The 20,174-nt window shown below is 73.3% G+C and carries 6 protein-coding genes; 1 reads left to right on the top strand and 5 read right to left on the bottom strand.

The features are described 5' to 3' along the window. The first annotated feature begins 71 nt into the window (after positions 1 to 71). Positions 72 to 2,591: an ABC transporter permease gene (locus AOK03_RS25435; protein WP_055567669.1), complete on the top strand. Its 2,520-nt coding sequence runs from the start codon at positions 72 to 74 to the stop codon at positions 2,589 to 2,591. Positions 2,592 to 2,676: 85 nt separating this feature from the next. Here the strand turns inward: AOK03_RS25435 and AOK03_RS25430 are convergent, their stop codons facing one another. The 5 genes from AOK03_RS25430 to AOK03_RS25410 all read right to left on the bottom strand — a co-directional run. After that, positions 2,677 to 3,867 carry a cytochrome P450 family protein gene (locus AOK03_RS25430; protein WP_055567668.1) on the bottom strand — a complete coding sequence of 397 codons (1,191 nt, stop codon included), beginning with the start codon at positions 3,865 to 3,867 and terminating at the stop codon, positions 2,677 to 2,679. A gap of 35 nt (positions 3,868 to 3,902) precedes the next feature. Then, entirely contained in the window at positions 3,903 to 5,162 is a 1,260-nt protein-coding gene (locus AOK03_RS25425; RefSeq protein ID WP_055567667.1) for a cytochrome P450, read from the bottom strand. Continuing rightward, positions 5,159 to 6,367 (bottom strand): cytochrome P450 family protein, encoded by a 1,209-nt coding sequence (locus tag AOK03_RS25420; RefSeq protein ID WP_055567666.1) that lies wholly within the window; start codon positions 6,365 to 6,367, stop codon positions 5,159 to 5,161. The genes AOK03_RS25425 and AOK03_RS25420 overlap by 4 nt, the downstream gene beginning before the upstream one ends. A gap of 96 nt (positions 6,368 to 6,463) precedes the next feature. Further along, on the bottom strand, positions 6,464 to 17,785 hold the full coding sequence (locus AOK03_RS44260; protein WP_055567665.1) for a type I polyketide synthase: 11,322 nt from the start codon (positions 17,783 to 17,785) through the stop codon (positions 6,464 to 6,466). Between the two features lie 124 nt (positions 17,786 to 17,909). Beyond that, positions 17,910 to 20,174 (bottom strand): SDR family NAD(P)-dependent oxidoreductase (locus AOK03_RS25410; protein ID WP_157869078.1); only part of this gene is annotated, 2,265 nt, incomplete at its 5' end.

Below are 20,174 nucleotides of genomic sequence, written 5' to 3'. Positions count from 1 at the left end.
GCAGTTCCCCGCGCCCCTGGGAGGCCCCTGCGGGGCCCTCCCCCCACTCACTTGACCCAGGACTCACACCCATGTTCCGTACCGCCCTGCGCAACGTGCTCGCGCACAAGGCCAGACTGCTGATGACCGTGCTCGCCGTCATGCTCGGCGTCGCCTTCGTCTCCGGCACCCTGGTCTTCACCGACACCTTCGGCAACGCCTACAAGAACAAGTCGGCGAAGAGCTTCGACCACGTCTCCGTCGCCATCCGGTCCGACGGCGGCTCCTCCACCGAGGACGGTGAACGCAAGGAGCCCGCCCGCCTCACCGACGGCCTCCTGAAGAAGGCCGAGTCCCTGCCCGGCGCCGAGTCCGCCATCGGCTCCGTCAACGGGTTCACCGCGCTCGCCGACAAGAAGGGGAAGCTGGTCGGCGGCGAGTGGGGCACCACCGGCACCAACTTCTACCCGGCCAAGGACGGCAAGGACCCCCGGTACGACTTCGTGAAGGGCAGCGCCCCGAAGTCCGCCGCCGACATCGCGCTGGACTCCCGCACCGCCGAGCGCACCGGCTTCGAGGTGGGCGACACCGTCCGCTACTCCACCGACGGCCCCGTGCGCACCGCCAAGGTCAGCGGCGTCTTCGACACCGACGACGGCAGCGTCGTCGCGGGCGGCAGCCTGGTCGTCCTCGACAACAAGACCGCGCTGAAGGCGCTGAACAAGACCGAGTACGACGAGATCGACGTCAAGGCCGCCGCGGGCACCTCCGAGTCGGCGCTGAAGAGCTCGGTCGAGAAGATCCTGCCGAAGGACACGGACGCCGTCACGGGCGGTCAGCTCTCGGCCGACCAGGACCGGATGATCGAACAGCAGACCAGCTCCATGAGCCAGGTCCTGCTGATCTTCGCCGGGATCGCGCTCTTCGTCGGCATCTTCATCATCGCCAACACCTTCACCATGCTGGTCGCCCAGCGCACCAAGGAGCTCGCGCTCATGCGCGCCGTCGGCGCCTCGCGCCGCCAGGTGACGCGCTCCGTGCTCATCGAAGCGTTCCTCGTCGGCCTGGTCGCCGCCGTGGCCGGATTCGGGCTCGGCCTCGGTGTCTCCGTCGGCCTGGAGTCCCTGATGAACGCCGGCGGCGCCTCGCTGCCGGACGGTCCCCTCGTCATCGCCCCGACGACGATCGTGGCGGCGCTCCTGATCGGCGTGGTCGTGACCATGCTGGCCGCCTGGCTGCCGGGCCGCCGCGCCGCGAAGATCCCGCCGGTCGCCGCGATGAACAGCGTCCACGCGACGCCCACCACGCGCGGCCTGGTCGTCCGCAACACCCTCGGCTCGCTCATCGTGGCGCTCGGCGCGGTCATGATGTTCATGGACGACAACTACGTGATGGCGGGTGGCGCGGCCACCATCCTCGTCGGCGTCATCGTCCTCACCCCGCTGCTCTCCCGGCCCTTCATCGCCGCCTCCGCGCCGCTCCTGAAGCCGTTCGGCGTCACCGGCAAGCTGTCGCGCCTCAACTCGGTGCGCAACCCGCGCCGCACCGCCTCCACCGCCTCGGCCCTGATGATCGGCCTCACCCTCATCACCGCGATGACGGTCATCGCGGTGTCCATGGGCAGCGCCATCAACAAGATGGCCGCGGACTCCATGAAGGCCGACTACAGCGTCTCCATGGCGAACTTCGAGGCGCTGACCCCCGAGGTCCGCGAGAAGCTGGACAAGGTTCCCGACGTCGAGGCGAGCACCCCGCTGCGCACCGCCTACGGCGAGGTGGACGGCAGCTACTCCGTCGTCAACGGCGTCGACCCGAAGACGTTCGGCAAGCTGGTCAGCCCCCGCTTCACCAGCGGCTCGATCGACGGCCTGAAGGCCGGCACCGCGCTGGTCGACGCGGACACGGCAAAGGACAAGGGCCTCAAGGCCGGCGACACCTTCCCGCTGAAGTTCGACGCCGACGACAAGACCGTCCAGCTGAAGGTCGCGGGCGTCTACGAGGGCAACGAGATGCTCAACGGCCTCTTCGCGCCGACGTCCGTCGTCGACCCGCACCTCTCCAAGCTGGTCGACAAGCAGGTCCTGGTGAAGATGAAGGGCGGCACGTCGGACCGGGCCGAGGACGCCATCATCAAGGCCCTCGGCGACAACCCGGCCATCACCGTCCAGGACAAGGACGACGTCAGCAACGCGGTGGCGGGCGGCATCAACATGCTCCTGAACATGCTGTACGGCCTCCTCGGCATGGCCGTCCTGATCGCGGTGCTCGGCGTCATCAACACCCTCGCGATGTCGGTCTTCGAGCGCAAGCACGAGATCGGCATGCTGCGGGCCATCGGTCTGGACCGTGCGAAGGTCAAGCAGATGGTGCGCCTGGAGTCGGTCGTGATCTCGCTGTTCGGCGCGGTGCTCGGCATCGGTCTCGGCCTCTTCATGGGCTGGGCCGTGGGCGGCAGCATCGCCGAGAAGGTCGCCACGTACTCCATGGAGATCCCGGTCGGCCGGATCGTGATCTTCCTGGTCATCGCGGCCGTGGTCGGTGTCATGGCCGCGGTGTGGCCGGCCCGCAGCGCGGCGCGGCTGAACCCGCTGATGGCGATCAAGAGCGAGTAGCCCCTTCGGGGAACCGCGGAACGCCCGGCCGGGTTCTCCCGGCCGGGCGTTCCGCGTGGGCGGCCGGGACGCCGCCGCCCGCCCGTCAGCCGAAGGTGACCGGCAGCTGGTGCAGGCCGCGCAGCATCAGGCTGGGGCGCCAGGAGAGGCTGTCGGGGTCGGCGTCCAGCGCGAGGCCGGGGCAGCGCTCCAGGAGGGTGCGGAAGGCCACCGCGCCCTGCATGCGGGCCAGGGGCGCGCCCAGGCAGTGGTGGATGCCGTAGCCGAACGCCATGTGGCCGCGGGCGTCCCTGCGGATGTCGAAGCGGTCGGGCTCGGCGAACTTCCTGGGGTCGCGCGAGGCGGCGGCCAGCACCACGGCCACCGACTCGCCGCGGTCCACGGTCACCCCGCCGATCTCCACCGGCTCCTTGGTGTAGCGGAACGCGGTCGTCTCCACCGCGCCCTCGTAGCGGAGCATCTCCTCCACGGCGTTCTCCAGCAGCGACCAGTCGGCGCGCAGGGCCGCCAGCTGCTCGGGGTGGCGCAGCAGCGCGAGCGTGCCGCTGGAGAGCAGGTTGGCCGCCGTCTCGTAACCGGCCACCAGCAGCAGGAAGGCCATGCCCAGCATCTCCTCGGAGGAGAGCCGGTCGTCGTCGGCGTGCAGGTCGCCGGCGAGCGCGCTGAGCAGGTCGGCGCCCGGCTCCTGCCGCTTGGCGGCGATGAGTTCGGCGAGATAGCCGGTCATCGCCTGCGCCGCGGCCCCGGCCACCTCGGGCCGGGTGAAGTCGGTGCTCTCCAGATACCAGTCGTGGAACATCTTGCGGTCACCGGCCGGCACCCCGAGCAGTTCGCAGATCACCGCAAGGGGCAGCGGCAGCGCGAACGCCTCCAGCAGGTCGGCCCGGCCCAGCGGCAGCATGGCGTCCACCAGCTCGTCCGCGATCCGCTGGATGCGGGGCCGCAGCTCCGCTATCCGGCGCGGGGTGAAGTCCTTGGCGACCAGCTTGCGCAGCCGGGTGTGCTGCGGGGGGTCCGTCTGCACCATGTTCAGGCCGATGGAGTTGCCGCCGTCGTCCTGCCACGCGGCCGAGTGCCGGATGTCGTTGGACAGGCGCGGGTCGGTCAGGGCGGCGCGGGCCTGCTCGTGGCCCACGACGAGCCAGAACTCGCCCGAAGCGGCGGTCCGCACCCGGTGCACCGGGCCCTGGGAACGCATCCGCTCGTAGACCGGGTACGGATCGTCGACGAAGCCCTGGCCGAGCCCGGTCAAGTCCTCGAAGTCTGTTGCTGCCAAGGCGTTTTCCTCACTTAGAGACGGGGGGGCGGGGGTCAGCTCGTCGGCCAGGTCACCGGCAGGGCCAGCAGACCGTTGATGACGAGGCCGCCCGGCAGGTGCTGCGGTGCGAAGCCGGGCGCGAGTTCCATCTCCGGCACCGCTTCGACCAGCGCTTCCAGCGCCACCCGGCCCTGCAGCCGCGCCAGGTCGGCGCCGAGGCAGGAATGGGGTCCGTGGCCGAACGCGAAGTGCCGCGGCGGATCCGTCCGGTCGAGCGAGAAGGTCTCCGGGTCATCGGCCGTGCCGGGGTCCCGGCCCGCAGCCGCGACCATCGCGTGCACCTTCGCGCCCGCGGGAACGGCCACCCCGCCCAGCGTCACGTCCTCGGTGACCACGCGGGGCGCGCCCTGCACCGAGGTGTTGAAGCGGAGCCCCTCCTCAACGGCCGCGGGGATCAGCCCGGGATCGGCGACGAGCCTCTCCCACTGCTTCCGGTCCCCCAGCAGCCGGTGGACGGTGTTGGTGATGAGGTGGGTCGTCGTCTCGTGACCGGAGGCCAGCAGGACCAGGAGGGCGAGCACGGCGTCGTCGACGGTGCACACCGGATCGCGCTGGGCGGCCGCGTCGGCGAGCACGGTGAGCAGGTCGTCCGCCGGCTGCCGCCGCCGCTCCGCGAGCAGGCCGCGGACGTACTCCTCGTACGCGAGCACGCTCTTCGCACAGCGGAGCTGGTCCTCCGGGGGCAGCGGGAGCACCTGCATGAGGAGCCAGTCGCCCAGCCATCCCTTGACCGTGGCGCGGTCCTCGGCGGGTACGCCGATGATGTCGCAGAGCACGGTCAGCGGCAGCGGGTACGCGAACCCGGCGAGGAGGTCGACGCTGCCGCTGTCCTTGAACTCCGCCACCAGCGCGCCTGCCGCCGCCCGGACGGCGGGCTCGCGCCGCCGCAGGGCGGTCGGCGAGAACGCCTCGTCGACGAGCGAGCGGAACCTGCCGTGGTCCTCGGGGTCGGCGTTGAACGGCGCGATGCGGTAGAAGACCGAGCCGGAGAGCAGTTCCCGGCACTCGTCGGTGAACCCGTACGTCCCGTGGGTGTTCGTGCGGCTGGTGAACCGCGTCGGATCCCGCAGGACGGCGGCCATCTCCTCCCGGCCCGTGACGATCCACGGGCCGTCCGCCGCCATCGGGCAGACGGGCGCCTTCTCGCGGGCGACGCGATAGGCGTCGTACGGACTCGCCATGTACTGCGGGTTCAGGAGGTCGAACAGCTTCGCCGGGTCGATCTCGCCCTGTTCTCGGAGGTGCTCACTCATACGGCGTTCCCTTCGTCCTTCCTTGTGCGGACCGGCAGGTGCAGGAGGCCGCGCATCAGGCTGGGCCGCCAGGCCAGGGCGGCCGGATCCGTGTCGAGGGCCAGGTCCGGGCAGCGCTCCAGCAGCGCGCGCAGGGCGATCGTGGCTTCCAGCCGGGCGAGCGGCGCGCCCAGGCAGTGGTGGACGCCGTGGCTGAAGCCGAGGTGGCCGCGGGCGTCGCGGGTGATGTCGAAGCGGTCGGGGTCGGGGAAGCGGTCCGGGTCCCGGTTCGCCGCCGCGAGGAGGACGAGGACGGGGTCACCGGCGGGGATCACCGTGCCCGCGATCTCCACGTCCTCGGCGGCGAAGCGGTGCGCGGTGGAGTGCGACGGGCCGTCGTAGCGGAGCATCTCCTCGACGGCGTCGTCGATCAGCGCGGGGTCGGCCCGCAGGGCGGCGAGCTGCTCGGGGTGGCGCAGCAGCGCGCACGTGCCGTTCGAGATGAGGTTGACGGTGGTCTCGTGCCCCGCGACGAGCAGCAGGAAGGCCATGCCGAGCATCTCTTCCGGCGAGAGGCTGTCGCCGTCCTCGTCCATGGTGCGCACGAGGGCGCCGAGCAGGTCCTCGTCGGCCGAGTTCCGCTTGCCCTCGATGAGTTGGGCCAGATAGCCGGTCATGCCGTGGACCGCGGCGCCCGCGGCCTCGGCGCTGCTGGGGAAGACGATCTCTCCGGACCAGATGCGGAACTGGTCCCTGTCGGCCGCGGGCACGCCGAGGAGTTCGCAGATGACCGCCATCGGCAGCGGCATCGCGAACGCCTCGACGAGGTCGGCCTTGCCCAGCGGCAGCATGGCGTCGAGGAGCTCGTTCGTGAGCTGCTCGATGCGCGGGCGCAGCGCCTCGATGCGGCGCGCGGTGAACTCCCTGGCCACGAGGCGCCGCAGCCGGGTGTGGTGCGGCGGGTCGGTCTGCAGCATGTTCAGGCCGATGGCGTTGCCGCCGTCGTCCTGCCAGGAGGACGAGTGGCGGATGTCGTTGCGCAGGCGCGGGTCCGTGAGGGCGGCGCGGGCCTCGGCGTGTCCGACGATCAGCCAGACGTCGCCTGCGTCGTGGGTCGGGACGCGGTGAACGGGTCTCTGCTCGCGCAGGTGGGCGTAGACGGAGTACGGGTCCGACACGGCGTCGATGCCGGGCGGGGCGACCTTTTCGAAGGCGGGCATGGTCATGAGGGGGTTCCTCTCGCATGGTCGTTCGGGGCGTCGGCGCGCGTGGCGTCGGCGCTCGGGATGTCGGCGCTCAGGGTGTCGGCGCTCGGCGGGTGGTCACAGGCCACGGTCGGTGAGCCAGCTCTCGATGGCGCCGGTGGTCAGCGGCAGGTTGTGCTCCATGATCGTGAAGTGGTCTCCGGGGGTCTCCTGAGCGGTGTGCGGCAGGGGCCAGACCGCGCGCCAGCCCTCGTCCTCGAAGCCCTCGTCCTGGTGGGGCATGGGGTCGGCGGCGCTGAGGAAGAGCGTCGGTGCCTTGATCGGGCGCAGCACGCACTGCTGCATGAAGAGGGCGTTGTAGCGGCCCATGGCCGTCAGCTTCACGCCGTTCAGGGCGAGGGGGCCGAGTAGCCGTTCACGGGAGTCGAGGCCCTCGTTCATCGCGAGGGTCGTCTTCTCCGCGAACTGGTGGGTCGCCTGGAACGTGTCCAGCAGGACCACCGCGTCGGGCGCAAGACCCGCCTCCTCGGCCCGCATCGCCAGGGTGTGGGCGATGAGACCGCCCATGGAGTGCCCGAGCAGGACGAACGGCTCGCTCCCCGCGGTCTCGCGCAGCTGCACGAGGTGCGTCTCGACCAGCGCGTCGAAGGTGTCCGCCACCAGCTCGCCCTCGGCGTAGCCGGGGTTGACCAGCGACAGGACGTCCCTCTTGCCCTCGAAGTGCTGCGCCATCATGGCGTACTGGATCGGCCCGGCGGTGGCCGTGATGGCGGGCAGGCACACCAGCTTGGCGCGGCTGCCGTCACCGGTGGCCATCCGGACCGGTGGCAGGACCTGATCGGCGGCGCTGTCGATGGTGAAGGACGGGCGGAGCCATCCGGCGGCCTGGATGAGGTCCATGCCGGACGATCCGGTCCTGCCCATGGCGTAGGCCTGGTGGTAGAGGGCCGTGATGCTGTCGAGGGGTTCGGAGGGCGTGGTGGCGGCGGGTTCTGTTTCCGCCGCAGGTTCTGTCGCCGGTTCCGTTGCCACCTCTGCGGGGGCTGCTTCCGCCTCCGCGGGTGCCGGTTCCGTCGCCGTGCTCCGCCCGGGCTCGGTGCGGCCGCCCAGGAGTTCGGCGAGGCGTCCTGCGAGCAGGGACGTGGTCGAGTACTCGAACGTCGTCGTCGCGGGGAGCCGCAGGTCGAGCAGGGTGCCGAGCCGGTCCCGCAGGGTGATGCCCCCGATCGAGTCCATCCCGAGGTCCAGGAACGCGACGTCCCCGCCGATGTCCGTGGCGTCCAGGCGCAGTACGGCGGTGAGTTGGTCCCTGACGAGGCGCGCCAGCAGTTCGGGGCGCTCCTCCGGCGCGGCGTCCCGCACGAGGCGGGCGGCGGCGCTGTCCACGGGCGCGTGACGGGGCCGCTCGTCCGGTACGGGCCGGGCCGCGGTGGCCCCCTCGAACCGCGCGCGGTCGACGGCGCGCAGGCTCAACTCCGCGACGGACGCGACCGGTTGACCGATGCTGCCCGCGAGGTGGACGCCGATGGCCTCGCCGCCGGTGGCGGAGAGCCGCACGCGGAGGGTGGTGGTGGGCGCCGAGTGCAGTCGGATCCCGGACCAGGCGAACGGTATCCGGACCTGTCCCGCGCCCCCTTCCGCCCCGTCGCCGTCGCTCGCGGCCGCCCCCGCCGCGTGCAGGGACGCGTCCAGGAGGGCGGGGTGCAGGGCGAAGCCGTCCGCGGAGGCGGTGGCCTCTTCGCTCAGGGACACCTCGGCGAAGATCTCCGCACCGCGCCGCCAGGCGGCACGCAGGCCGCGGAAGGCGGGCCCGTACGCGAATCCGCGGTCGGCCAGTCCTTCGTAGAAATCCGGGAGTCGAACGGCCGACGCGTCCGGCGGCGGCCAGGCTCCCGAGAGTTCCGCGAAGGCGACGGCGTCGGCATCGGCGTTGCCGTTGCCGTTGGCGCCGGTGTCCGCCGCGGCGGGGGCCACGGTCGCCGTGGCGTGCCGTGTCCAGCCGGACGCCGTGTCCGCACCGGTGGTCTCGACACGGGAGTGGACGGTCAGGACGCGCTGCCCGGTCCCGTCGGGCCGCCCCACCTCGACCTGGACGTGCACCGCGGCGGAGGCGTCCAGGAACAGCGGCTCCTCAACGGTGAGTTCGACGATCCGCGGGCAGCCGGACTCGCCGCCCGCGAACAGCGCCCAGTCGACGAACACGCTGCCGGGCAGTATCACCGTGCCGAGCACCTCGTGGTCGGCGAGCCAGGGGTGGGTCGTACGGGACAGCCTGCCCGTACAGACGAGCGTGTCGCTGCCGACCGGGGTGACCGCGCCCGCCAGCAGCGGGTGGTCCGGCACCGTCAGTCCGACGCCGCTCGCGTCGCCGGAGCGCTCGGGCGCGTCCAGCCAGTACCGCTGCCTGCGGAAGGCGTAGGTCGGCAGGTCCACCGCGCGGCCGCCCCGGAAGGTGTCCGTCCAGTCCACCGCGGTACCGCTCACGAACACGTCCGCGAGGGCCGCGAGCATCCGCTCCTGCCCGTCCTCACCGCGCCGCAGCGTCCCGGCGACGACGGTGTCCGTGCCCCGGTCCGTGTCGCTCTCAAGCGTGTGCTCGATCGCGTTGGTGAGCACCGGGTGCGGGCTGACCTCGACGAACACGTGGTGGCCCGCGGCGGCCAGGGCGCGCGTCGCGGAGTCGAACCGTACGGGCTCCCGCAGGTTGCGGTACCAGTACTCGGCTCCGGCCGTGCTGCCGTCCAGCAGTTCTCCGGTCACCGCGGAGTACATCGGTACGTCGCCGGGGCCGGGCACGACCGGCGCGGCCAGGTCGAGCAGTTCGGTGCGCAGGCGCTCGACCTGGGGCGTGTGCGAGGCGTAGTCCACCGGGACCCGGCGCGCCTGCACCCCCTCGCGCTCGCACGCCGCCATCAGCTCGTCCAGCGCGGCCGCGTCCCCGGCCACCACCGTGGCACCCGGCCCGTTCACCGCCGCGACAGAGATCCGCTCGCCCCACGGGACCAGCAGCTCCACCACCTCACCCACCGGCCGAGCGACCGACACCATGCCGCCCAGCCCCGACAGCTCACCGCCGATCAACCGACTCCGCAGAGCCACGATCCGCGCACCATCCTCCAGCGACAACACACCCGCCACACACGCCGCAGCAATCTCACCTTGCGAATGCCCCACCGCGGCCGAAGGCACCACGCCGCGCGCCCGCCACACCTCGGCCAGCGACACCATCACCGCCCACAACACCGGCTGCACCACATCGACCCGCTCCAACGACGGCGCCCCCGGAGCCGAACGCAGCACATCCGTCAGAGACCAGTCGACGTACGGCGCCAACGCCTCGCCACACCGGTCGACGGACGCGGCGAACACCGGTTCCGCATCGAGCAGTTCGACCGCCATACCGGCCCACTGCGAACCCTGGCCCGGGAAGACGAACACCGTCCCCCCGGACCGGTCGGCGGACACGCCCCGGGCCACGCCCGCGGCGGGTTCGCCGCCGCTCACCGCCGCCAGCCTGGTCAGCAGTTCCTCCCGGGTCCGTCCGACCACCACGGCGCGGTGGTCGAACAGCGCCCGGGTGGAGAGCAGCGAGCGGGCGACGTCGGCCGGTTCCAGGACGGGGTCCCCGCTCACCCGCTCGTGCAGGCGGCGAGCCTGCTCGCGCAGGCTGTCGGCGTTCTTCGCCGAGATCACCCAGGGCACCGGGCGGCCGGACGCCGCAGGCTCCTCGGGCAGTTCGGCCGGGGCCTCCTCGATGATCACGTGTGCGTTGGTGCCGCTGATGCCGAACGACGACACGGCGCCGCGCCGCGGGCGGCCGGACGGCGTCCACGGCACGTCCTTCTCGGCCAGGCGCACCGCCCCGGCCGTCCAGTCGATGTGCTCGGCGGGCCGCTCGACGTGCAGGGTGCGCGGCACGACACCGTGGCGCAGGGCCAGCACCATCTTGATGACACCGGCCACGCCCGCCGCGGCCTGCGTGTGACCGATGTTGGACTTCACCGAGCCGAGCAGCACAGGACGGTCGGCGGGGCGGTGCTGCCCGTACGTCGCCTGGAGGGCCTGCGCCTCGATCGGATCGCCCAGCGGGGTGCCGGTGCCGTGCGCCTCGACCACGTCCACCTCGGACGCCGCCACACCCGCGTTCGCCAGCGCCTGCGTGATCACCCGCTGCTGGGCGGGACCGCTGGGCGCGGTGAGGCCGTTGGACGCGCCGTCCTGGTTGAGCGCGGAGCCGCGGAGCACCGCGAGCACCCGGTGCCCGTTGCGCCGGGCGTCGGACAGCCGCTCCACCACCAGCATGCCGACGCCCTCGGCGAATCCCATGCCGTCGGCGTCGGCGGAGAACGCCTTGGACCGCCCGTCGGGGGCCAGGCCGCCGACCCGGCTGAACTCGACCATGGGCCGCGGCGTCGACATCGCGGTCGCCCCACCGGCGACCGCGAGCGTGCAGTCGCCCTGCCGCAGGGCCTGCGCGGCCAGGTGCAGTGCGACGAGCGACGACGAGCAGGCGGTGTCCACCGTGATCGCCGGTCCCTCCAGGCCGAGGGTGTACGCGATCCGGCCGGACGCCACGCTGGGGGCGCTGCCGTTGCCGAGGTATCCCTCGAACCCGCTGGGCAGGTCGGGGAAGCGCGAGGCGTAGTCGTTGTAGATCAGTCCGGCGAAGACGCCGGTCGGCGTGGAACGCAGCGTGGTGGGATCGATTCCGGCGCGTTCGAACGCCTCCCAGGTGGACTCCAGCAGCAGCCGCTGCTGCGGATCGGTGGCGAGCGCCTCGCGCGGGGAGATCCCGAAGAACTCCGGGTCGAAGTCGGCCATGTCGTGCAGGAACCCGCCGACCTGGGCGAAGCGGTCGGCCGACGGATCGGCGGTGTCGCCCAGTTCGACGTGCCAGCCGCGGTCGTCGGGATAGTCGCCCATGGCGTCCCGCCCGTCGGTCAGCAGTTGCCACAGGTCCTCGGGCGAGCGCACGCCGCCGGGGAACCGGCAGCTCATCCCGACGACGGCGATCGGTTCGTCGTCGACCGCGTCGTGCGCGCCGTCGGCGGCCGCGACGGCGGCCCGGCCACCGTCCGTGCCGTCGTCCGGCACGAGCCGGGCGAGCAGCTCCGCCGCCAGTGCGGTCGGCGTCGGACGGTCGAAGACGAGGGTCACCGGGAGCCGCAGTCCGGTCGCGGTGCTGAGGCGGTTCCGCAGCTCGACCGCCGTCAGCGAGTCGAAGCCCAGGTCCTTGAAGGCCCGGTCGGCGGCCACGGTGTCGGCGTGCTCGTGTCCGAGCACCACGGCGGCCTGGGCGCGCACGAGTTCGGTCAGCGTCCGGCCGCGGTCCGCCGGGGAAAGACCGGTGAGGCGCTCCCGCAGTCCGCCGCCGACGGCCGCGTTCACCGCCGAGCGCCTGACCTGCGTACGCACCAGGCCGCGCAGCACCGCGGCGGGGTCCTCCTGCCTGCGCAGGGCCGCCACGTCCAGGGCGGCGGGCACGCTCAGGGCGCGCGGCGCGCGTATCGCCGCGTCGAAGAGGGCGAGGCCCTGGTCCGCGGTGAGCGGCCGCACGCCGATGCGGCGCATCCGGTCGAGGTCGGTGGCCGTCAAGTCACCGGTGAGCGCGCTGCGTTCGGCCCACAGGCCCCACGCGAGCGAGTGGGCGGGCAGCCCCTGGGTGCGCCGGTGCCGGGCGAGCGCGTCCAGGAACGCGTTGGCCGCGGCGTAGTTGCCCTGTCCGGCCGAGCCGAGCACACCGGCGGCGGAGGAGAACAGGACGAAGAGCGACAGGTCGCGGTCCCGGGTCAGCTCGTGCAGGTGCCAGGCCGCGTCCGCCTTGGCCCGCAGCACGGTGTCCAGGCGTTCCGGGGTCAGCGCGGAGACCACGCCGTCGTCCACCGTGCCCGCGGCGTGCACCACGCCCCGCAGGTCGGGCAGCCCGGCCAGCAGCGCGCCCAGCGCGTCCCGGTCGGACACGTCGCACCGCACGACCCGCACCGAGGCGCCCGACGCGGTCAGCTCCGCGACGAGTTCCGCGGCTCCGGGGGCCTCGTCGCCCCGGCGTCCGGCCAGGACGAGGTCGGTGGCCGCGCCGTCGGCGACCAGGTGGCGGGCGACCGCCGAGCCGATGACACCGGTACCGCCGGTGATCAGCACCGTGCCCCCGACGGCGTCCGGCGGAGTGGTCAGCACCGCCTTCCCCGTGAGCCGGGCCTGGCTCAGCTGCCGGAACGCCTCGGGCGCCGCACGCGTGTCCCACGCGGTGACCGGCAGCGGGGACAGCACGCCCCGCCCGAAGAGCTCCGCGAGCTCGGCGAGCAGGGTCCCCAGACGCTCCGCACCGGCCTCGGCCAGGTCGAACGCCCGGTACCGCACCCCCGGCCGGCGCGCGGCCACGTCCTCGGCGTCGCGGATGTCCGTCTTGCCCATCTCGATGAACCGGCCGCCGCGCGGCAGCAGCTTCAGCGAGGCGTCCACGAACTCACCGGCCAGGGAGTTCAGTACGACATCGACGCCCCGGCCCCCGCTCTCCCCGAGGAACCGCTCGGCGAACTCCTGGGTGCGCGACGACGCCACGCGGGCGGCCGGGACACCGGTCCCCCGCACCACGGGCCACTTGGGCTCGCTGGCGGTCGCATAGACCTCCGCGCCGAGGTGCCGCGCCAACTGCACGGCCGCCATGCCCACGCCACCGGCGGCGGCGTGGACCAGCAGCGATTCACCGGCCTGGAGGCCGGCGAGGTCCGTCAGCGCGTAGGAGGCGGTCAGGAAGACCGCGGGCACGCCGGCCGCCTGGGCGAAGGACCAGCCGTGCGGCATCGGTACGACGAGGCGGCTGTCGGCCACCGCCACCGGTCCCGCGTACGACCCGGACAGCAGCCCCATGACCCGGTCGCCCACCGCGAGGCCGGTGACGCCGGAGCCGACCTCCAGCACCACGCCCGCGCCCTCGCTGCCGAAGAGCGCTTCCCGGTCAGGGACGACCCCCAACGACACCAGTACGTCACGGAAGTTGACGCCGGTCGCGCGCACCGCGACCCGCACCTCGTCCGGGCCCAGCGGCTCCTCGGCAGCCGGGCGCGGGGTCAGCCGCAGATCGTCCGGGGTGTCACCGGCGCCGAGGTCCAGGCCCCATGCGCCGCTCCCTGCGGGCACGGCGAGCACCTTCGGGTCCGACGGCGAGATCCGGCCCAGCCGCGGCACGGAGAGCGCCCCGGCGCGCACGGCGAGCTCGGGCTCCCCGGCGACCAGCGCCGCGGCCCGCACCGCCGCCGCGGGCGACGCGGCATCCACGTCGAGCTGCCCGAACCGCTCCGGGTGCTCCGAGCACACCGACCGCCACAGTCCGCGTACGGCGGCCACCGCCACGTCGACCTGCTCGCCGGGGGCCACCGCGACGGCGCCCCGGGTCACCAACACCAGCTTCACGGAATCCAGTTCGGCACGGGCCAGCCACTCCTGCACCGGGCCCAGCGCCGCGGCCAGCCGCTCCCGGGTCGCTCCCGGGACGTCGGCTCCCGGCCCGGAAGGGGATGCGTGGCCGGTCGGCGGGCACGGCAGCAGCACCGCACGCGGCGCCTCCGCGCCGGCGCGGAGGGCGGCGACGAGCGAGGCGACGTCCGGGTACGCCGGTGCGTCGTCGAACCCCGGCAGGCCTTCGCCGACCACGGCGATGCGGGCCGCGGCGGCTTCCTGCCGACCGCTCTCCGGCTCGGGCGAACCGCCGTTGTACGCAACCCAGTTCAGCTCGAACAGCGAGTCCGGCGGCAGAGCGGCCGTCGCCGCGCCGACGGCAGGCGGTCGCACGGCGACCTCCTCGATCGTGACCACCGGCAGGCCCGCGAGGTCGCTCAGCACCAGCGAGAAGGCGTCCGGACCGGTCCGCGACACCCGCACCCGTGCGGAGGTCGCACCGGTGGCGTGGATCCGTGCGCCGGTGAACGAGAACGGCATCATCCGTTCCGCCGACCCGTCGAGCAACTCCACGAGGCGGGTCTGCAGGGCCGCGTCGAGCAGCGCCGGGTGCACGCCGAACCGGCCGGTGTCGCCGCCGGACCCGGGAAGAGAGACCTCGGCGAACATCTCGTCGCCGCGCCGCCACACGGCACGTACGCCCTGGAACACCGGCCCGTAGGCGTAGCCGTGCCCGGCCAGACGCTCGTAGAACCCGTCGAGGCCGACCGGCTCCGCGCCCGCGGGCGGCCACTGGGCCGCGGCGGCGAGCTCGCCGTCCGTCGGAGTCGGCTCGTCCTGGGGCGGCAGCGCGGTCAGGGAGCCCGTGGCGTGGCAGTCCCAGGCGTGCACGTCGTCGTCGAGGTCGGGGACGTGCGGCCGGGAGTGCAGGCGTACGGCCCGCATGCCGTGGCCGTCGGGGGCGTCGACGCCCACCTGTATGTCGACGGCGGTGCCGTCGGCCGGGACGACGAGCGGCGCGTGCAGGACGAGCTCGTCCAGCCGGTCCGCGCCCGCGTACTGCCCGGCCCGGAGCGCCAGTTCCGTGAGGGCGGCACCCGGCACCACGATCCGGCCGAGCACCGCGTGATCGGCGAGCCACGGATGCGACCCCGTGGACAGCCTGCCGGTGAACAGGAAACCGCCGCCCTCGGCCACGCTCACCCCGGCCGCGAGCAGCGGATGCCCGGTGCCCGACATACCGGCGCCCCGCATGTCGCCGACGCCGTCGGACGTGAGCCAGTAGTGCTGGTGCTGGAAGGCGTAGGTGGGCAGGTCGACCGGGTCGCCGCTCGGGGCGGGCAGCACGGTGGACCAGTCGGGGGCCACACCATGGACCCAGAGCGTGGCGAGGGAGGCGAGGAACTGACTGTCGCCTCCGTGGTCGCGGCGCAGGGTTCCGGTGACCGTCAGCGTCCTGTCCGCCGCGTGCCCGGCCTCCTCGATCGCACCGGTCAGGACGGGGTGCGCGCTGACCTCCACGAAGGTCGTGTGACCCTCGGCGACGAGCGCCTCCACGGTCTCCTGGAACCGCACCTGCTCCCGCAGATTCCGGTACCAGTACTCGGCGTTCAGCTCCTCGCCCGCGACGAGCCCGCCCGTCACCGTCGAGTACACCGGCACCTGGCCCGCACCGGCCACGACCGGCGCCGCCACCTCCATCAACCGATCACGCACCGCCTCCACATGAGGCGTGTGCGAGGCGTAGTCCACCGGGATCAGCCGGGTGCGCAGCCCGGCCGCCTCCGCGTCGGCGGCCACCCGCTCCAGCTCTGCCAGGCCACCGGCCACCACCGTCGCCGCGGGCCCGTTCACGGTGGCGACCCACACCCCGTCCCGGCCCGCCAGAAGTTCACGCACCCGCACGGCCGACGCCGCGACCGACAGCATTCCGCCGCGGCCCGCCAGCTCCTCCGCGATCACCGCACTGCGCAACGCGACCAGCCGTGCGCCGTCCTCCAGCGACAATGCCCCGGCCACGCACGCCGCGGCGATCTCACCCTGCGAGTGCCCCACCACGGCCGCGGGCTCCACGCCGCGCGCCCGCCACACCTCGGCCAGCGACACCATCACCGCCCACAACACCGGCTGCACCACATCGACCCGCTCCAACGACGGCGCACCCGGAGCCGAACGCAGCACATCCGTCAGAGACCAGTCGACGTACGGCGCCAACACCCCGGCACACCGGTCAATGGACGCGGCGAACACCGGTTCCGCATCGAGCAGTTCGACCGCCATACCGGCCCACTGGGAGCCCTGGCCCGGGAAGACGAACACCACGCCTTCGTCGGACGCCCCGCTCCGGGCCGTGCCGCTGACCACGTCGCCCGTCGGCTCGCCCGAGGCGATCGCGTCCAGGCCCGCCAGAAGCTCCTCCCGATCCCCGGCCACGACCACCGCACGGTGCTCAAGCGCCGCACGCCGCATCGCCAGCGACCACCCGACCTCCGCATCCGAGGCATCACTGTCGGCGGCGAACTCACGCAACCGCGCCGCCTGCCCCCGCAACCCCTCCGCGGACCGCCCGGACACCAGCCACGGCACCACGCTCCCGCCGGAGTGCAGCAGCGCGGGACCGGACTCGCCCTCGGCCGCCGGGGCCGTCTCGGCGACCGGAGCCGCCTCGACGATCACGTGCGCGTTCGTGCCGCTCACGCCGAACGACGACACAGCCGCCCGCCGCGCCCGGTCCGACTCCGGCCACGCCGCGTTCCGGGTGGCCAGCTCCACGGCACCGGACGACCAGTCCACATGCGGGCTCGGCTCGTCGACGTGCAGGGTGCGCGGGACGACACCGTGGCGCAGGGCCAGCACCATCTTGATGACACCGGCCACACCCGCCGCGGCCTGCGTGTGACCGATGTTCGACTTCACCGAACCCAGCAGCACCGGACGGCCGTCGGACGGCCGCTCCTGGCCGTACGTCGCCAGCAGCGCCTGCGCCTCGATCGGATCGCCGAGCGCCGTACCGGTCCCGTGCGCCTCGACCACGTCCACCCCGGACGCCGCCACACCCGCATCCGCCAACGCGTCGCGAATCACCCGCTCCTGAGCCGGACCGTTCGGCGCGGTGAGGCCGCTGGAGGCGCCGTCCTGGTTCACCGCCGAACCCCGGATCACCGCAAGGACCTGGTGCCCGTTCCGCCGGGCGTCCGACAACCGCTCCACCAGCAGCATCCCGACGCCCTCGGCGGCACCCATGCCGTCCGCCGCCGCCGCGAACGCCTTGCACCGGCCGTCACGGGCGAGGCCCTGCTGCCTGCTGAACTCGGTGAAGAGATCGGGGGTGGACATCACCGCGACGCCGCCCGCCAGGGCGAGCGAGGACTCGCCACGGCGCAGCGACTGCACCGCGAGGTGCAGCGCGACCAGGGACGACGAGCATGCGGTGTCCACCGTGAGGGCCGGACCCGTCAGGCCGAAGGTGTAGGCGATACGACCCGACGCGACGCTTCCGGCGACGCCGGTCATGGCGTGGCCCTCGACCTCCTCCGGGATCGCGGCCAGCCTGCTTCCGTAGTCGCGGAAGCTGGCGCCGACGAAGACACCCGTGCGGCTGCCCCGCAGCGACGCCGGGTCGACACCCGACCGCTCGAAGAGCTCCCAGGAGGTCTCCAGGAGAAGCCGCTGCTGCGGGTCCATCGCGAGGGCCTCACGCGGCGAGATCCCGAAGAAGCCCGCGTCGAACTCGCCCGCGTCGTGCAGGAACCCGCCCTCGGCCGTGTACGAGGTGCCCGGCCGTTCGCCGTCGGGGTCGACGAGCGAGGCCAGGTCCCAGCCTCGGTCCCGGGGGAACCCGGAGATGCCGTCGCCGCCCTCCGCCACCAGTTCCCACAGCCCTTCGGGCGAGGACACGCCACCGGGGTAGCGGCAGCTCATCCCGACGATCGCCACCGGCTCGTCGGCGGCCGATTCCACCACCCGGAGTCGTGCTCGCGTCTCCTGGAGTTCGGCGGTGACCCGCGTCAGGAAATGGCGGAGCTTCTCGACGTCGTCCATTACTTGCTCCATGCGGTGAGTCAGCAGTCGGTCGGTCGAACTGTCGAACTGTGGGTCTGTCGGTCGATCAGGAGGCGTGCCACGGCTGGGCGGCGCGCTTTCGGTGATCAGGAGCTCCCGGAGGTCAGGAGATTCCGAATTCCTTCTCGATGAAGTCGAAGAGCTCGTCGTTGGTGGCGGCTGCGAGGTCCTCGCCGTTCGCGGAGCCGTCCGCGGCCCGGTCGGCGCCCACGGCCGACCGGAGCAGGCGGCTCAGCCTGTCGGCGATCACGTTCCTGGCGGGGTCGTCGTCCGCCATCGCCGCCAGCAGGCTGTCCAGTCGGTCCAGGTCGGCGGCGCCCGCCGTTTCCGCGTCGTCGGCGCCGTCGTCGAACAGCTGCGCCCCGAGGTGGCCGACGAGGCCGTTCACCGTGGGATGGTCGAAGATCACGGTGACCGGCAGCCGGAGCCCGGTGACGCCGTTCAGCCGGTTGCGCAGCTCCACAGCGGTGACGGAGTCGAGCCCCATGTCCAGGAACTGCCGGTCGATGACGACGGCTTCGGCCGAGTCGTGTCCGAGGACGGCGGCCACCTGGGTGCGTACGGCGTCGAGCAGCATCCGCTTGCGGTCCCTTGGATCCGCGTCCGCCAGCCGGTCGCGGAGGGTGGTGCTCGTACCCCCGGCGTTCCCACCGGCTCCACCGCCCGCGCCCGCTCCGCCGCCACCCGGTCCTGCGCCGGGTTCGCCGAGCGCCCGCCGGGCCTCGGGGATCCCGTCGAACAGACTGCTCGGCCTGACGGCGGTGTACGCGTGGGTGAACCTCTCCCAGTCGACGTCCGCCACGACGACGTTCGTCTCGCCGTGTTCCAGGGCCGCTTCCAGGCCGAGCACCGCCGCGTCCGGACGCAGCAGCGGCAGACCGTGCCGCAGTCGCAGCCCGGCCACCGCGTCGGCGTCGGCCATGCCGCCCTCCGCCCAGGGACCCCAGGCGACGGAGGTCGCCGTCAGCCCCTGCGAGCGGCGGTACCGGGCCAGCGCGTCCACGTACGCGTTGGCCGGAGCGTAGTTGCCCTGGCCCGCCATGCCGACGCCGCCGGCCACGGAGGAGAACAGGACGAAGGCGGACAGCTCCAGGCCGAGGGTGAGTTCGTGCAGGCGCCACGCGGCACCGGCCTTGACCCGCAGTACGTCGGCCACCTGCCCGGACGTCAGGGTCTCGACGGCCGCGTCGTCCAGTACGGCCGCCGTGTGGAACACCGAGGTGAGGGGGCAGTCGGCCGGGACCGATGCCAGGAGACCCCGGAGTGCGTCGTCGTCCGCGATGTCGCACGCCGCCACCGTCACCCTGGCTCCGGCCCGGGTGAGCTCGGCCTCCAGGTCGGCCGCGCCCGGCGCGGCGCTCCCCCGGCGGCTGACGAGCAGGAGGTGTTCGGCGCCCCGGGCCGCGAGCCGACGGGCGACCTGGCTGCCGAGCGCCCCGGTGCCGCCGGTGATCAGTACCGTGCCGCTGCCCGGCTTCCAGTCGGTGCCGGACGCGTCGCCGAGCGGGGCCCGGACGATCCGCCGTCCGAGGATCCCGGCGGGGCGCAGCGCGACCTGGTCCTCGTGGCCCTCGGCCGCCAGGACCGCGCACAGCCTGCTCATGGTCCGCCGGTCCGGGTCCGCGGGCAGGTCGACCAAACCGCCCCACAGCGTGGGGAGTTCCTGTGCCGCGACGCGCCCCAGACCCCATACCGTCGCCTGTGCCGGGCTGGTCAGCGGGTCGTGGTCGCCGACGGTCACCGCTCCTTGGGTGACGCACCAGACGGGCGGGGCGAGCCGGGCGGACTGGGTCGACTGGGCGGACTGGGCGGACTGGGCCGATGCCAGCCCCTGCAGCAGCAGGAGCGTCTGCCGGAGTCCGCTCGGGAACGCCGTCTCGCCCGGAACGGGCCTCTCGTCGAGAGCGAGCAGTGAGACCACGCCGTCCGCGGCGGGCTGCGCCGCGGACCGTGCCGCGAGCATGTCGGACCACTGCCGTGGATCGTCGGGCGCCACGAGCGTCTCCACCGTGGCCCCGTGCTCGCGCAGACCGTCGACGGTCGCCTCGTGCACCGGACCGCCGACCTGGTCGGGCGCGACCGCCACGAGCCAGGTGCCGGTGAGCCGGGGGGCTCCGCCGGGCAGCGGCGTCCACTCCTCCCGGTAGCGCCAGGAGTCCAGCGCGGACGCGGCGCTGTGCCGCCGGTGCCATGCCGACAGGGCGGGCAGCACTGCCGTCAGCTCGGTGCGGTTGCCGTCCCACTCCAGGGTCCGGCCCAGTTCTTCCAGGTCCTCGCGCTCCACGGCTGCCCAGAAGTCGGCGTGCGTGTCCGGTGCGGTGGTGCCGACCGGGGCTTCGGCGGGGGTGGTGGGGGCGAGCCAGTAGCG

The sequence above is a fragment of the Streptomyces atriruber genome (assembly GCF_001418325.1).
GTDB lineage: Bacteria > Actinomycetota > Actinomycetes > Streptomycetales > Streptomycetaceae > Streptomyces > Streptomyces atriruber.
Note: the sequence above shows the minus strand (reverse complement) of the source record. Positions and strands in the feature narration are given on the sequence as shown.